Annotated in this window: 13 protein-coding genes; 6 read left to right on the top strand and 7 right to left on the bottom strand. The window is 53.8% G+C overall.

Going from position 1 to position 14,698, the window contains the following annotated elements:
• Positions 1-5: 5 nt before the first annotated feature.
• The 6 genes from moaA to NK55_RS02290 all read left to right on the top strand — a co-directional run bounded on the left by moaA (position 6) and on the right by NK55_RS02290 (position 4,894).
• A complete protein-coding gene (moaA, locus tag NK55_RS02315) occupies positions 6-971 on the top strand; it encodes a GTP 3',8-cyclase MoaA (RefSeq protein ID WP_024124229.1) in 966 nt (321 codons plus the stop codon).
• Positions 972-975: 4 nt separating this feature from the next.
• On the top strand, positions 976-2,034 hold the full coding sequence (moaC, locus tag NK55_RS02310; protein WP_024124228.1) for a cyclic pyranopterin monophosphate synthase MoaC: 1,059 nt from the start codon (positions 976-978) through the stop codon (positions 2,032-2,034).
• Positions 2,018-2,281 (top strand): molybdopterin converting factor subunit 1, encoded by a 264-nt coding sequence (gene moaD / locus NK55_RS02305; protein ID WP_041428977.1) that lies wholly within the window; start codon positions 2,018-2,020, stop codon positions 2,279-2,281. The genes moaC and moaD overlap by 17 nt, the downstream gene beginning before the upstream one ends.
• 7 nt (positions 2,282-2,288) lie before the next feature.
• Positions 2,289-2,735 (top strand): molybdenum cofactor biosynthesis protein MoaE, encoded by a 447-nt coding sequence (locus NK55_RS02300; RefSeq protein ID WP_024124226.1) that lies wholly within the window; start codon positions 2,289-2,291, stop codon positions 2,733-2,735.
• A 217-nt stretch (positions 2,736-2,952) separates the two neighbouring features.
• Positions 2,953-3,861 (top strand): LysR family transcriptional regulator, encoded by a 909-nt coding sequence (locus NK55_RS02295; protein ID WP_041429436.1) that lies wholly within the window; start codon positions 2,953-2,955, stop codon positions 3,859-3,861.
• Complete coding sequence (locus tag NK55_RS02290) at positions 3,842-4,894, top strand: anthranilate phosphoribosyltransferase family protein (protein ID WP_024124224.1); 1,053 nt, start codon at positions 3,842-3,844, stop codon at positions 4,892-4,894. The genes NK55_RS02295 and NK55_RS02290 overlap by 20 nt, the downstream gene beginning before the upstream one ends.
• 117 nt (positions 4,895-5,011) lie before the next feature.
• Here NK55_RS02290 and NK55_RS02285 read toward each other — a convergent pair whose 3' ends face one another.
• The 7 genes from NK55_RS02285 to NK55_RS02255 form a co-directional block, all read right to left on the bottom strand.
• Positions 5,012-5,467 carry a nitrate reductase associated protein gene (locus tag NK55_RS02285; RefSeq protein WP_024124223.1) on the bottom strand — a complete coding sequence of 152 codons (456 nt, stop codon included), beginning with the start codon at positions 5,465-5,467 and terminating at the stop codon, positions 5,012-5,014.
• A gap of 33 nt (positions 5,468-5,500) precedes the next feature.
• Positions 5,501-7,672 carry a molybdopterin oxidoreductase family protein gene (locus NK55_RS02280; protein ID WP_024124222.1) on the bottom strand — a complete coding sequence of 724 codons (2,172 nt, stop codon included), beginning with the start codon at positions 7,670-7,672 and terminating at the stop codon, positions 5,501-5,503.
• Between the two features lie 7 nt (positions 7,673-7,679).
• Positions 7,680-8,495: an ABC transporter ATP-binding protein gene (locus NK55_RS02275; RefSeq protein ID WP_024124221.1), complete on the bottom strand. Its 816-nt coding sequence runs from the start codon at positions 8,493-8,495 to the stop codon at positions 7,680-7,682.
• 28 nt (positions 8,496-8,523) lie between these two features.
• Positions 8,524-10,518 (bottom strand): nitrate ABC transporter ATP-binding protein, encoded by a 1,995-nt coding sequence (locus NK55_RS02270; RefSeq protein WP_024124220.1) that lies wholly within the window; start codon positions 10,516-10,518, stop codon positions 8,524-8,526.
• Positions 10,519-10,581: 63 nt separating this feature from the next.
• The gene (gene ntrB, locus NK55_RS02265) at positions 10,582-11,427 is read right to left on the bottom strand and encodes a nitrate ABC transporter permease (protein WP_024124219.1); all 846 of its coding nucleotides are present in this window, start codon (positions 11,425-11,427) and stop codon (positions 10,582-10,584) included.
• A gap of 25 nt (positions 11,428-11,452) precedes the next feature.
• Positions 11,453-12,772, bottom strand: coding sequence for a CmpA/NrtA family ABC transporter substrate-binding protein (locus NK55_RS02260; RefSeq protein WP_024124218.1), 1,320 nt, complete (start codon positions 12,770-12,772; stop codon positions 11,453-11,455).
• 73 nt (positions 12,773-12,845) lie between these two features.
• The gene (locus NK55_RS02255) at positions 12,846-14,405 is read right to left on the bottom strand and encodes a ferredoxin--nitrite reductase (RefSeq protein ID WP_024124217.1); all 1,560 of its coding nucleotides are present in this window, start codon (positions 14,403-14,405) and stop codon (positions 12,846-12,848) included.
• Positions 14,406-14,698 lie beyond the last annotated feature (293 nt).

Raw genomic sequence — 14,698 nt, 5'->3', positions numbered from 1 at the left:
GAGTCATGGTTGTAACCGGGGCCATTCCTAGACAACATCTGCGGGATACCCAAGGGCGCTCAATTCGCAAGTTACGCCTCTCAGTTACGGATCGCTGTAATTTGCGGTGTACCTACTGCATGCCCCTAGATGCAGCCTTCATGCCTACCCAGACCTACCTCACCCCAATTGAGTATGCCACGATTGTAGCTGAACTGGTGGAACTGGGGATTGAATCGGTGCGGCTGACAGGCGGCGAGCCACTGTTGCGAGCGGAGTTTCCTGAGATTGTGGCCGCTTTGGTAGCAGTGGGTGTACCGGAACTGCGCTTAACCACCAATGGCATTCGCCTTATTCCCTTTTTGCCCCTGCTTGATCGCTATGGTGTACGACGTTTAAATATTAGCCTTGATAGCTTAGACCCCCAGACCTTTGCAGCAATTAGCCATGGCCACCATTTGGAAGCAGTCAAGGAAGCAATTGCCACCGCTGCTGACCAAGGGTTTCAAGTCAAGCTAAACATGGTTGTGATGGCGGGCGTCAATGATCACGAGTTGGTGCCAATGGTGGAGTACGCCAAAGCCTTAGGGGTTGAGGTGCGTTTTTTGGAACTGATGCGCATTGGCCATGCCTGCCACTTGGGGAGTGATCGCTTTGTTAGTGCCGCCACCATGATTGAGCACCTGCGCCAGTACTACGATTTGCGTCCTGTCCCTCGTCCTCAAGATTCCACCTCGTTTAACTTTGAGACCGCCTGTGGGGCTCAGATTGGCTTCATTGCTTCAGAATCGCAGCCCTTTTGTGGCCACTGCTCTCGCTGGCGATTGTCGGCAGATGGTGTCTTAAGGGCGTGTCTATTTAAAGAAGCGGGGGTTTCCCTGCGGGGCTTGAGCAAAGCTGAACGCTATGCTGCCTATGGGCAAGTGTTAGGAATGAAACCCAGCCTGCGCAGCGCAGAAGTTCACCATGCGATGCACCAAATTGGAGGCTAAGAGAATGCTCTCCCACATCAATGAGAACCAGCAACCTCAGATGGTGGATATTAGCGAGAAATCGGTAAGCGATCGCCGGGCGGTGGCAGAAGCCCTCGTTGAATTGCCGCCTGTCTTTCAGGCCTATAGGGAAGGGGAGGAGCTCTTCCTGAAAAAAGGGCCGGTGCTGCAAACGGCAATTATTGCCGGCACAATGGCGGTGAAACGTACCGCCGCAGCCATTCCCTTTTGCCACCCGCTACCCATTACCAGCTGTCGTTTTGAAACCCACATTGACTCCCTGGAGAGTGGCCTTCGGATTCGCCTGCGCTGTGAAGTCAAAACCCGCGATCGCACCGGGGTGGAAATGGAAAGTCTGCATGGAGTGACGATTGCAGCCCTAACAATTTATGACATGTGCAAAGCCCTCAGTCCCCAAATTGGGATTCGGGAGGTGCGCCTTCTGGCCAAAAGTGGTGGCAAGAAAACCCTAGGTCAATATCCCCTCTTTGGTCTTGTGCTCACCGGCGGCCAAAGTCAGCGCATGGGACAGGATAAAGCTCTTCTTGACTATTACGGCCAACCCCATGCCCAATACCTCTACAACTTGTTGGCACAATACTGTGAACAGGTTTTTCTTTCAGCCCGAACCAATCAATGGCAGGGAACGCCCCTTGCTGATCTGCCCACTCTCCCAGACACCCTTCCCCAGATTGGGCCAATTGCCGGTCTCTTAACTGCCTTGCGCGCCTATCCCGAAGTGAACTGGTTCGTGGTGGCCTGTGACTTACCCTATTTGACCGCGGAAACCCTTGCTCCCCTACTGCACCACTACCGCGAAGATGTGGTGGCCACTTGCTATCACCATCCCCAAGAGGGCTTCCCAGAGCCACTGTGTGCGATTTATACCCCCCAAGCTCTGCCAGTGTTTGAAGCTGCCTATGCAGAGGAGATCTACTGCCCTGTGAAAATTCTCCAGCGATCGCCCTGCCAGTGCATCACCCCACCTCAGCCGACGATTACTGCCAACATCAACACCCCCGAAGAGTATCTTGAAGCTCTACACCATGTCCGACGCCCCTAAAACACCTAGAACAATTTACTTGCGCTACTTTGCCCAGCTGCGGGAGCAAAGCGCACGGGAACAGGAGGAGCGAGTGACCACTGCCCAAACCTATGGTGAGCTATACCAAGAACTAAAGACCCAGTACGGGTTTACCCTTGATCTGGCTCAGATTAAGGTTGCGGCTAATGATACGTTTGTGGCACTGGATCAACCCCTACGAGCTGGAGATGAGGTCGTCTTTATTCCCCCCGTTGCTGGGGGTTAACTAACCGATGGTGATTCAGCAGTTTTCTCTAACTAATACACCCCTAGAGCCAGCCCAGCTGTGGCAGCCCCTTGCCAGCTTGAGGGCCGGTGCCTTTGTTAGCTTTGAGGGCTGGGTACGCAATCACAATCACGGCAAGATCGTCACTGCCCTAGAATATGAGGTCTATCCCGCCTTGGCCCTCAAGGAAGGGGACCAAGTTCTAGCAGAAGCCATTGAGAAATTTGACTTGCTGGGGGCGATCGCCTGCCATCGCTATGGAAGACTTACTCTTGGCGAGATTGCTGTCTGGGTAGGGGTAACGGCACCTCATCGCAAACAAGCCTTTGCTGGTGCGGCCTACATCATTGATGAAATCAAACACCGCCTGCCCATTTGGAAAAAGGAATACTATTTAGATGAGCCAGCGGTTTGGGTATCTTGTCGTAACCATTGCCATTCCAGTGCTCTTTAAATCCTCTTTAACGGGAAAAGTCATTCCCATGGCAGCAGCAAATAAACATAAATAAACATAAACAGTGAGGAAATCTCAGGTTATCCTTATCCCGTCCGAAGGTTGATGTGCCACACAGAATCGAGAATTTTCCAAAGCTGTATCACTGAATACCCTTTGCTATGTAGGAATCGCATAGCATTGGGAGCGGTTAAACCATTGAGGCACAGAGGGAATGTTGCGACTGGATCAGTTGCAATCCTTTTTGGCTATTGCTGAAACAGGAAGCTTTCAGGCGGCAGCGCGACGGTGTGGAGTGACACAGCCAACAATTAGTCGGCAAATTCAGGCCTTAGAACAATGTTTTGGGATGCAACTCTTGCACCGCTCGAACCCAGTCAAATTGACAGTGGCAGGAGATCTCTTTTTGCACCGCGCTCAGCGCATTTGCCAAGAGTGGCGGGCAGCCAATGCTGAACTCAAAGCCATGCAAAATGGCCAGCAGCAGGAACTCTGCATTGCTGCTATTCACTCCATTTGCCGCTACTTTTTGCCCGGACTGTTACCAGCGTTTTGCCAAGCGTTTCCCAAAATGCAGTTGCGAGTAACAGCCCTGGGGAGCGATCGCGCCCTCAAGGTTCTCCAAGACGGACTAGTGGATTTAGCCATTGTCATGGGCGATCGCCACCTTTTAAAACAGTCTGAGTGGGTAGTTGAACTCCTCTACAGTGAGCCAGTGCAAGTGCTAATGGCTGCTGAACACCCCCTCGCGGTTAACGAAACCTTGCCATGGCAACTATTGGCCACTTTTCCCCATGTAGTGTTCAAAGACGGCTATGGCATGCGCCGCTTAGTGAACGAAGAATTTAGCCGTCGAGGCCTGTCTTGGCAACCTGCCCTAGAACTCAACACTCCTGAGGCTTTTATTGCAGTGATTCGCGAAAGTGAAATGGTGGCTTTGCTACCGCGCTCAGCTCTCCAGGAAGCTCTCGAGGATCCCACCCTAGTGATTCGTGATTTGGCGGCACCCCCACCGCCGCGGCAAGTGTTGGCCATTACCACCCGCGATCGCCTGACCTTACCCCCTGTTGCCCAATTGCTCAAATTGATCCGCGAGCAGGCTGCCCATGAGTCTTGTCTTTCGTGATTTGCTAAAAAAAGTTGGCAGTGGCGCCCATACCCATAAAGACCTAACCCGCACTGAGGCAGCCTTAGCTTTGCAACTGATGCTGGAGCAAGTGGCAACCCCTGCCCAAATTGGGGCGTTTCTCATTGCCCATCGGATTAAGCGACCCACCCCAGAAGAGATGGCGGGAATGCTCGACACATACAACAAGCTGGGTCCCAAGATTCCTGCCGTTGAGACCAGTAGCCCTGTCATGATCCTGAGTCAGCCCTATGATGGTCGCGATCGCACCTTTCCGCTCAGCCCCTTGACAGCACTGGTTCTGGCCGCCGCTGGAATACCAGTACTCCAACATGGGGGCGATCGCATGCCCACGAAGGAGGGAACTCCCCTGCTGACGCTATGGCAATGCCTAGGGGTGGACTGGTCGACACTTACCCTAGGGCAAGTTGCCCATTGCCTAGCGCAAACCAACTTAGGCTTTGTCTACCTGCCGCGACACTTTCCTGCTGCCCAAGGACTAGTCCCCTACCGTGAGCAAATTGGTAAACGCCCCCCGATTGCCACACTGGAATTAATCTGGAATCCCTACCAAGGTCAAAGCCACCTCGTGGCAGGGTTTGTCCATCCACCAACTGAAACAATCATGCGCGATGCCCTCCACCTCCACGGCATTCAGGAATTTACCACCGTCAAAGGCCTTGAAGGCAGTTGTGATTTGCCCCGTGAACGGACCGCAATTATTGGCCTTGCTCGTAAGGGCGATAACCCTTGGCAGCGCTTGCATCTACATCCCCAAGACTACAGGATGGCCGGCAGGAATGTCCCATGGCCAAAGAACACAACAACCGCTGCCCAGATGATGGCTGCTGTTTTAGAGCCAGAGGAGCAGCCCCTGACCACCTCTGTCCTCTGGAATAGTGGCTTTTACCTGTGGCAGGGGGGCAAAGCCAATAGTCTGGATGAGGGAATAGCGCTAAGCAGTGAATTGCTCTGCAGTGGTGCTGTAGCTCAACAGTTGCATCGGTTGCAAACTACCTTGGAAAAATTCTAGGGATCCGCCAATTGACGATGCTTGAACTCCAACTCATCAGCGTCATCCTTGGGTCCTGACTTACTCCTGTGCTCCGATAGTTTCCTGAAACAGTCTGACTGCAACTTTGCCAAGACCTCAGACCAGACCAAATTCCTGTAACGCTGGCCAAAAATTGCGATTTTCATGACCCGGCTGGCTGAGTTTAAGGAGAGCAAAGCGTTGCAGAGGCGTCAAGGCCGCCCATTTTTCTACCGTCAGGCCATGGTGGGGTACCTTCGTCAGTTGTTGTTGAATTACCTCTGGCAGTTTAGTGGTGATATTCCAAGGGTAGGGCTGAGAAATTTCTAAGTCACTGGGGGGACTGCCATGATTTTTGGTCACCCAATCTCGCAGTTGCTGGCGATAGTTTGCCTGATCTTCAGGGGTATCGCAGGGGGTCACCACTAGCCATTGTCGCTGCTTGTGGGAGAGTTGCAACCAGTGGAGCAACTTGAGCTTAACCCCACACATATCCAGTTTGTAGCGGACAATCATGGGTATACAGCGCAATGAAGATGCAAATTCAGCTTCAAAATCAAAGAAGTAAGACATCGATAACCACAGCTCTCCACAAAGAATTAGATTCTACGACTGCTCAAGGGCAATTCCATTTTCCTGCACCAGGGAGATATGGGGGCTCTGCTGCAATTTTACGGGCAACACCTGCACGGCACAGGCTTTGAGTTCTGGCTGCTGTGAGACTGGACAGGCAATTGGGTGAGTAAGTTGGTTGACCTCACCACTCTTGGCAAAGAGAAAGCCCCAGTGCATGGGCACAAAAAGCGTCCCCGGACGAATGGCTTCGGTTATGGTTACGGGTAGGCATACTTGACCGCGGCGCGATCGCACTTCTACCCAATCCCCCTCCTTGAGGTCTAAGGTGGCGGCATCTTCGGGGTGCATTTCCACAAAGGGATTGGGGTGCATTTTTTGAATTTTGGGGATGCGACCGGTGCGGGTTTGGGTGTGCCAGTGGCCATAAAGACGACCAGTGGTCAGGGTAAATCTATAGACTTTGTCGGTGGGTTCAGCTACGCCTTGACTGTGGGCAAGGCAAAAGACTGCCCGTTGATTGGCGGTGTGAAATCGCCGGTCTGTATAGAGGCGCTTGGGTTTGCGAGCTTCTTCATCGCTCATCCCCACAGGACAGGGCCACTGCAAGGGCCCTAAACGGGCGAGGCGCTCGTGGCTCAGACCCGATTGATCGCAGGGACGACCGGCAGTAAGTTGGACAAATTCAGCATAGACGTCAGCGGCAGTGGCAAAGGGAAAGAGACGTTCGTACCCCAAGCGGCGACCCACCTCAGCAAAAATTTCCCAGTCGGGTCGAGCAAGAGCGGGGGGCGAGCGAAAGGCGGGGGAAAGGGTAACGCGACGTTCGGAGTTGGTCATGACACCCGTTTTCTCGCTCCATTGAGCTGCAGGCAAAATCAGATGCGCATAGGCCGCCGTTTCAGTGGGAAAGTAGGCATCCTGATAGACAGTAAAGGGAGATTTGAGAAAGGCTGCCTTGGCGCGCTCTAAATGGGGAAAACTGACCGCAGGATTCGTGGCAGCAATCCACAATAAGCCAACCTCTCCTCGTTCTAAGCCTTCCACAATTTGCCATGCGGTGCGACCAGGGCGATCGCTAAGTTGCCCCCGCGGTAGTCCCCAAAAATCCTCCACCTCTTGGCGATGCTGGGGATTGGTGACTTGGCGATAGCCGGGCAACAAATGGCTCAAACCGCCGGCTTCGCGTCCCCCCATGGCGTTGGGTTGCCCTGTCAGTGAAAAGGGTCCGCTCCCCGGGCGACCCATTTGCCCCGTCAGCAGGTGCAGGTTAATCAGACAGCGAGCTTTAGCTGTTCCTTCAGCGGATTGGTTAATGCCCATTGACCAAAGGGAAAGCACCGCTTGGGCGTGACCCCAATAGCGAGCCGCCTGCTCTAGATCGCCTTGAGCAATGCCACAGCGTTCTGCCACCCAGTGCGGCGGGTAGGCCGCCAGGAGCTTCACATAGTCGGCAAAACCTTCGGTACACTCTTCAATGAACTGGGCATCTACGTGTCCCCATTCCAGCAGCAGATGACCAATGCCGTGGAGCAAATCAATATCTGTGCCTGGGCGGATGGCCAGGTGGAGATCCGCGACTTCCGCTGTGGGGGTCCGCCGTGGGTCGACCACAATCAGCTTGACGCCCGCATCTCGCTTGTGGTGATTGCGCAGGCGGTTAAAGACGATGGGGTGGCACTCAGCGGTATTGGTGCCAATGAGAAAGGCACAGTCGGTGGCCTCCAAATCGTCGTAGCAGCAGGGGGGACCATCTGCGCCGAAGCTGGCTGTGTAGGCTGAGACCGCCGAGGACATACACAGTCGGGAGTTAGCATCGAAGTTGTTGGTGCCGAGGCACCCCTTCAGGAGTTTTTGTGCCACGTAGTAGTCCTCGGTTTGAAATTGCCCCGAACCGTACATACAAATCGCATCGGCTCCCTGTTCACAGCGCACCCCCTGGAGGCGTTTCACAAGGCGAGTCAGGGCTTCATCCCAAGAAATCACCGTAAAGGGGTGATCGAGTCGCTCCCGCCAGAGGGGATAGGCCAAGCGATCGCGATCAAGGGCTTCCATAATAGTTGCCCCCTTCACACAGACCATGCCCTGGGACGAGGGATGCTGGCGATCGCCACGAATTTTGTAGGCTCCCTTGCCTTGGGGCACAGCCTCTAGGCCACAGCCTACACCACAGTAAGGACATAGCGAGGACACTGGGGTAAGCATACTTTACTTATTGCCCAAAGCGAGTATACAGAAAGTCAAGCACCTGGTTACGCAGATCGTAGTACTGCGGGTTTTCAAGAAGCCGCGATCGCCGGCGGGGGCGTGGAAAGGGAACCTCGACAATCTCACCGATGTGGGCAGCAGGGCCATTGGTCATCATCACCACCCGATCCGCAAGGTAGAGTGCCTCATCAATGTCGTGGGTAATCATGAGTACCGTCAGCCGGTGGCTGCGCCAAATTTTTAGGAGTTCATCCTGCAACTCTTCCTTCGTGATGGCATCGAGGGCACCAAAGGGCTCGTCTAGCAGCAGTACCTCCGGTTGAATCGCCAAGGCACGGGCAATCGCCACCCGTTGCTTCATCCCCCCCGACAGTTGAGCGGGGCGTTTGTGGGCCGCCGGCGTCAGACCCACCAGTTCCAAATATTCCTCGACAATTTGGCGACGGTGTTGGCGCGTCTTCTGGGGATAGACCGACTTCACCGCCAGTTCAACGTTTTCGTAGGCTGTCAACCAAGGCAGCAGCGCATAATTTTGAAACACCATCATGCGATCCGGCCCCGGACGGCCCACAGGCACCCCATTGAGGCTCACTTCTCCCTGGGTGGGGGTTGTAAAACCAGCAACTATGTTCAAGAGGGTGGTTTTGCCACAGCCAGAATGGCCAATAAAACAGACAAACTCACCACTGCGCACCTCAAGGTGAATATCCTCCAGCACCACATGGGTACCATTGGCACTAGGGTAAGACTTGCTCACCCCTTCAATGCGCAGGTGTTGGGTAGCAGTCAGCTTTGGATCAAGGCGATAGAGAGTTTCCATAGGTTCTCGGCGTCAAGGACAACAAAACTTAAACGGCAACAACCGCTTGGAGGTCAATCGTCTGAATATTGAGGGCACGGCGGAGGGTCGTCGCTTCAATGTAGCTGAGAGGGTCATTGGGATCAAAAAACAGACCATCAAAGAGGGCAAAGGGGCAACAATCCGGTTCATTATCTAGCATCCTTAGCGCTCGCGCTGCCGCCCCAAAGAGATCCACCCGCCAGACCTGTTCGACGATTTCCAGCCAGTTCTTCGGGAAGGGAGTGAGTTGCCAGCGAGCTAACTGGGTGATGATCCACAGGGCTTCCAAGCGCCCAGGAAAGGGGGAGCGATCTACATAGAACTGGTGAAACCGGGGTTGAAAGGCAGTAGCTATGCCCTCCCCCCGCTCCAGGGGCTGAACAAAACCCGCATAGGCATCCGCCGCTGTACAGCCCACATACTCTGGCCGACAAAGCAGTTGGGCAATTTCAGGGCGACGCTTGATTGTATCGCAATATTCACAGGCCTCTATCAATGCTTTGATCAGTGCTTGGTGTTGCTGTGGGTTGGCCTGCACCCAGTCGGGACGCAGACCCAAAACTTTTTCCGGGTGCCCCGGCCAAATATCCAAATCCGTAGCAACAATCACCCCAATCCCCTCGCGCACTGCATGGGAGTTCCAGGGCTGACCAACACAAAAGCCACTGATGTGACCGGCCTTGAGGTGATAAACCATTTGCGGCGGGGGCAGTACCAGCAATTCCACGTCTTGGTCAGGGTCAATGCCTGCGGCGGCAAGCCAGTACCGCAGCAGGAGGTTGTGCATTGAGGCGGCATGGACAACCCCGAAACAGGGGCGATCGCCGGTGCGCTGAATGTAGGCTCGCAAGTCCTCAGCGGTTTTTACTCCCTGTGCCCAGAGCTTGCGACTAAAGGTGATGGCATTGCCATTGCGACTCAGGACTAAAGAGGTCATCAGCGGTTGTGAAGGCTGACCGTTTAGCCCCAAGGTCATGGCTAAGGGCATTGCCGCCAACATTTGCCCCCCCGTCAAGCGACCCGTGATCACCCCCATCACCAAGTCTTGCCAGCTTTCTTCACGGTGCAGCGTCACATGGTCAAGGTTGTACTTGGCAAAAAAGCCCATTTCCTTGGCAACAATGAGGGGGGCGCTGTCCATGAGGGGAATAAAGCCAAGGGTCAGTTCTCCAGGGGTAGTTGGCCCAATGGCCGGTACCGCCAAGGAAGAACGGCGGCGTTTCTGCTGATTGAGAAAGGCAATCATCTCATTGCGCAGGCCATAATAGCTGGGATGATTCAAAACATCATGGCGATTGCGGGGGCGGGCAAAAGGAATTTTCAGAATTTGGCCGATGTGGGCTTCAGGGCCATTGGTGAGCAGCACCACCCGATCTGAGAGGAGCAATGCCTCATCCACATCATGGGTCACCATAATGCAAGTGGTTTCGCTGCTTTGGCACACCTGCATTAACTCATCCTGCAAGGAGCCTCGAGTCAAAGCATCGAGGGCACCAAAGGGCTCGTCTAGCAGCAGTACCTCCGGTTGAATCGCCAAGGCGCGGGCGATCGCCACCCGTTGCTTCATCCCCCCCGACAGTTGGGCGGGGAATTTCTCGCGAGCTTTACTAAGGTGCACCTGTTCTAGGGCCGCCTCTACCCGCTGTCGTTGCTCTGCCTTGCTCAAATGCCCCAGCACCGCCGCCACTGCCAGGGCCACATTTTGGTACACGGTTTTCCAAGGCAGCAGGGAATAGTTTTGAAACACCACCATGCGATCTGGACCGGGTTCCGTCACCTGCCGCCCGGCCATCACCACACCACCACTGGTGGCCCGCTGAAACCCAGCAATAATGTTTAGAAGTGTCGATTTGCCACAACCAGAGTGCCCCACCAAGGAGATAAATTCCCCTTTTTGGACCTCCAGTTGGATATTTTTAAGGGCAATGTAGCGATCGCCCCCGGGCAGTTCAAAGACCTGATCCACATGGTCAATTTCAAGAAACGGTAAAGACTTGGCCATAGGGCTAAAAACCTAATGCTTGACAGTAGGAGAAAAGGGGAGAGGATGAGTTAGATGAGGAGGCTAGGAATGCGGCTCTTCACCGTGGCTAAGCAGGCGGCCCACAAAGGCCACTGAGCGATCCAGCACCAAGCCGACAATGCCGACATAAATCACAGCAACGATAATTTCACTAACCAGAGAACTGTTCCAGGCATCCCAAATAAAGAAGCCAATACCGACACCGCCAATGAGCATCTCCGCTGCCACAATGGCCAACCAGGATAGCCCGATGCCAATCCGCAGCCCCGTAAACACATAGGGCACCGTTGCGGGCACCAGAATATTTAGGAAATATTCCTTGCGAGACAGCCGCAAGACCCGCGCTACATTTTTGTAATCCTTGGGAACTTGCTGCACACCGACAATTGTGTTGATAATAATTGGCCAAATGGCGGTAATGAAAATCACAAAAATTGCTGCCGGTTCATTGTCCCGTAAAGCCGCCAAGGAGATGGGCAACCACGCCAGGGGCGGCACCGGACGCAACACCTGCAAAATGGGATCCACAGCATCGTAGAGCACCCGGCTAGAGCCAATCAACATTCCCAGACCCACACCCGTGATTGCCGCCAAGGAAAAGCCAATCGCCACTCGCCGCAGACTCGAGAGAATTTGCCACCCCAACCCTACATCCGTGCCGCTACCTTTGTAGAAGGGATCAACAATGAGCTCCCAAGTTTCGGCAATGACGTTGAGGGGGCTGGGTAAGCGCAGTAGCCCCGTCATACAGACAAACTGCCAAATGACTAGAAAACACAGCACCCCCAAACTGCCCAGCACTACCTTGCGTAATACTGGCGATCGTTGCAGTTTTTTAACCCAGCGCCGTTGCCCAGATTGACCTAAACCTAGAGAACGAATTGCCATTGTCGTCTACCCTGCTGCTGTAGATCTAAACTTTCTTCAGACTCAAACTACTCAAATAGGCTTGGGGATTTTGGGGGTCAAAGGCGACCCCATCAAAAAAGGTTTCTACTCCGCGGGAAGTGGTGGTCGGAATTTCCGCTGCCGGTACCCCGATGGCCTTAGCGGCCTCCCGCCATAGGTCCTCCCGGTTCACCTGCTGAATTAGGGCTTTGGTATCCGTCTGCGCCGGTAAATAGCCCCAGCGTATATCCTCCGTCAAGAACCACAACTCATGACTTTGGTAGGGATAGGAAGCATTGTCCCGCCAGTATTTTTGCATCAGGTTCTTATCCTCTAGGGTGCGACCATTGCCAAAATCAAACTTGCCGAGGGAGCGATCCAAAATGTCTTCCACGGGCACCTTAAACCACTCCCGCTTCGAGAGAATTTGTGCCATTTCCGGTTTGTTTGCATCCTGATCACACCACCGCTGGGCTTCCATAACCGCCATGAGCAGGGCTTTGGTAGCCTTTGGATGTTTATCGACCCAATCCGCGCGCAATGCCAAGGATTTTTCAGGGTGGTCTTTCCACAACTCCCCGGTGGTAACGGCCCCCCAACCCACCTTCTGATTGACGGTTTGCAAGGGCCACGGCTCACCGACACAAAAGGCCTCCATCGTCCCTGTTTTGAGATTGGCTACCATTTGCGGTGGGGGGACCACAATTACAGACACGTCTTTTTCAGGATCAATGCCACCGGCAGCCAACCAGTAGCGCATCCACAGGTCGTGAGTGCCCCCCGGAAAGGTTACCGCAACTTTGATGTTCTCCTCTTGGTTGCGGGTGCGGCGTTCAGCTCGGGCTTTAGCAAAGGCTTCTTTGAGGGGACTGCTATCGGTGCTAACATCGAGCCCTTTGTAAGTATTGGCCAAGAGAATCCCCTGACCATTGGTGTTTAACCGTGCCAGAATGTACATGGGTACTTTTTTGCCACCGGTAATGGTTCCAGCCGTCATCAGGTAGGGCATCGGTGTGAGGATATGGGCACCGTCAATGCCACCCCCGCCAGAACCCAAGACCAAGTTGTCGCGGGTCACGCCCCAGGAGGCCTGCTTAATTACCTCCACATCGGGCATCCCGTACTTGGCAAAAAAGCCCTTTTCCTTGGCAATAATTAGAGGAGCCGCGTCCGTGAGGGCAATAAAGCCAAGTTTTGCACCCGTCACCTCTGGGGTTTCTGCTACGGTGGTGGGTTGGGCAACGTCACCACTTTGCTGGCTGTTGCTACAGGCGTGGGAAATTAATGTTGCAGCTGCTGTGGCGGCAGTGGTTATCAGAAAGCGACGCCGCGAAAAATTTGCCATCGATTTACAACTCCTTCAGTTCTTAGGGAATCAATAGAGTCAATGCAGTCAATAGCGGAGAATGCAGACAGTGTTAGGAAACCATCATGGCCACCGCCAGGGTGGGTACGGGAGGCACTTCCAACCCCCTTGGTTTTGCCCCAAATTGCTCAATTAGCAGTTGCCGCAGTACTTCAGGCAGTTCATCACAAGGAATCCCTTTTTTGATACAGGTGCCCAGCTTGGCATCCTTACCAACCTTGCCGCCCATGTACAAATCCACGGCATCCACAGTTTCGCCATTGCGGCGGGTTTTCGTGCCCATGAGGCCAATGTCGGCCACTTGGGGTTGACCACAGGAGTTGGGACAGCCGGTCCAATGAATACGCACTGGTTGGGCAAGTACCAGTTGTTGATCTAACCAGCGGGCAAGGGCAAGGGCACGATTTTTGGTTTCAATGAGGGCGAAGTTGCAGAATTGTGCGCCAGTACAGGAAACAAGGGCTCGCTCTAGGGAGGGGGGTTCCGGCCGAAACTTGCCAAGGAGGGGTTCCCGCAGCAAGCTCGGCAAAACGGCATCAGTCACATGGGGAATGATCACGTTTTGCTCCACCGTGAGGCGCACTTCTGACTGACCATACACTTGGGCAATCCGGGCTAGTTCGCAGAAGTCAGGGGCATAGAGCCGCCCCACGGGAACGTGCAATCCCACATAGTTTAAGCGCCGCTGCTTTTGGCGATGGACCCCCAAATGATCCTGCTTGTCCCAGGCGATTTCATCCTTGGGGGCGGCACTTAGAAGTGCAAAGGGAAGCTTGGCGGCAACGGCGGCCCGGAATTTTTCCATGCCCCACTCGTCAATGAGCCATCTGAGCCGCGCCTTTTGGCGATTTCCCCGCAGGCCATGGTCACGAAAAATTTCCAGGATGGCACGGCAGAGGTACACCACAGCCTCATCGGGAGGCACCCATGCATCCAGGGGTACAGCAGCCGTGCACCGGCGGGCAGAGAGGAGACCCCCCACCAAGACGTTGAAGCCCAAACGCCCTTGCCGATAGGCAGGTACAAAGGCAATGTCGTTAATCTCGGCGTGGACGGAGTTATCCCGACCGCCCTCAATGGCAATGTTAAATTTGCGCGGCAAGTTGCTAAATTCAGGGTTTCCCTGACCATTGTTGGTAATCATGGCCTGCAACTTCATCAGTAGGGGGCGGGTGTCAATGAGTTCGGCCGCATCAATGCCCGCCACGGGGGAGCCAGTTAGATTGCGCACATTGTCCATCCCCGACTGAACTGAGGTGAGGCCACAGGCGCGGAGTTGCTCGAGGACTTGCGGGATATCCTCAATGGGTAGGCCGCGAATCTGAATATTTTGGCGGGTGGTAATGTCACCGCTGCCGTTCTCGCCGTAGCGATCCACAATTTCGCCGAGGGTTCGCAGTTGCTGACTGGTGAGAATACCGTTGGGCACCCGCAGCCGCATCATGAACTTGCCAGGGGTGACGGGACGAAAGAAAATCCCTAACCACTTGAGACGGACATCGCGATCGGCTTCAGGAATGTTTTCCCAACCGATGGCTGCAAACTTTTCTAACTCCTGTTTAACCGCCAAGCCATCTTTTTCTTTTTTAATGGCTTCGATTTTGTTGCTCACGATTGTTGCCCTTGTCTTTAATAGGTTCTTTGAAAGCTAACTTTAGCCACATCAATCGTGAATATTTGTAAATATTGCTACACTTGTTTTTTCAATATGCATTTTTCGTATCATCAAGATACTCAGGGTGTATCTAGCGCTAAATTCAGGGCGGGGGCTAAATCTGCTCAAAAACTAAAACAGTCAAAATCAATGTATGACAAGACTAGATTGGTTGAATTGGTTGAGGTAGCCCGTTTTTAGAAACAGGCTATTGCTGATCATAAATTGACAATCATTCAAGAAAAAATAAA

Source organism: Thermosynechococcus sp. NK55a, from assembly GCF_000505665.1.
Lineage (GTDB): Bacteria > Cyanobacteriota > Cyanobacteriia > Thermosynechococcales > Thermosynechococcaceae > Thermosynechococcus.
Note: the sequence above shows the minus strand (reverse complement) of the source record. Positions and strands in the feature narration are given on the sequence as shown.

Excerpts from the sequence above, each read along its gene's own strand:
- NK55_RS02300 (WP_024124226.1), top strand. The coding sequence starts at position 2,289 with ATGGTGATTCAGCAGTTTTCTCTAACTAATACACCCCTAGAGCCAGCC.
- NK55_RS02285 (WP_024124223.1), bottom strand. The coding sequence starts at position 5,467 with ATGTCTTACTTCTTTGATTTTGAAGCTGAATTTGCATCTTCATTGCGC.
- NK55_RS02275 (WP_024124221.1), bottom strand. The coding sequence starts at position 8,495 with ATGGAAACTCTCTATCGCCTTGATCCAAAGCTGACTGCTACCCAACAC.
- NK55_RS02260 (WP_024124218.1), bottom strand. The coding sequence starts at position 12,772 with ATGGCAAATTTTTCGCGGCGTCGCTTTCTGATAACCACTGCCGCCACA.
- NK55_RS02270 (WP_024124220.1), bottom strand. The coding sequence starts at position 10,518 with ATGGCCAAGTCTTTACCGTTTCTTGAAATTGACCATGTGGATCAGGTC.
- moaC (WP_024124228.1), top strand. The coding sequence starts at position 976 with ATGCTCTCCCACATCAATGAGAACCAGCAACCTCAGATGGTGGATATT.
- NK55_RS02280 (WP_024124222.1), bottom strand. The coding sequence starts at position 7,672 with ATGCTTACCCCAGTGTCCTCGCTATGTCCTTACTGTGGTGTAGGCTGT.
- ntrB (WP_024124219.1), bottom strand. The coding sequence starts at position 11,427 with ATGGCAATTCGTTCTCTAGGTTTAGGTCAATCTGGGCAACGGCGCTGG.
- moaD (WP_041428977.1), top strand. The coding sequence starts at position 2,018 with ATGTCCGACGCCCCTAAAACACCTAGAACAATTTACTTGCGCTACTTT.
- moaA (WP_024124229.1), top strand. The coding sequence starts at position 6 with ATGGTTGTAACCGGGGCCATTCCTAGACAACATCTGCGGGATACCCAA.
- NK55_RS02290 (WP_024124224.1), top strand. The coding sequence starts at position 3,842 with ATGAGTCTTGTCTTTCGTGATTTGCTAAAAAAAGTTGGCAGTGGCGCC.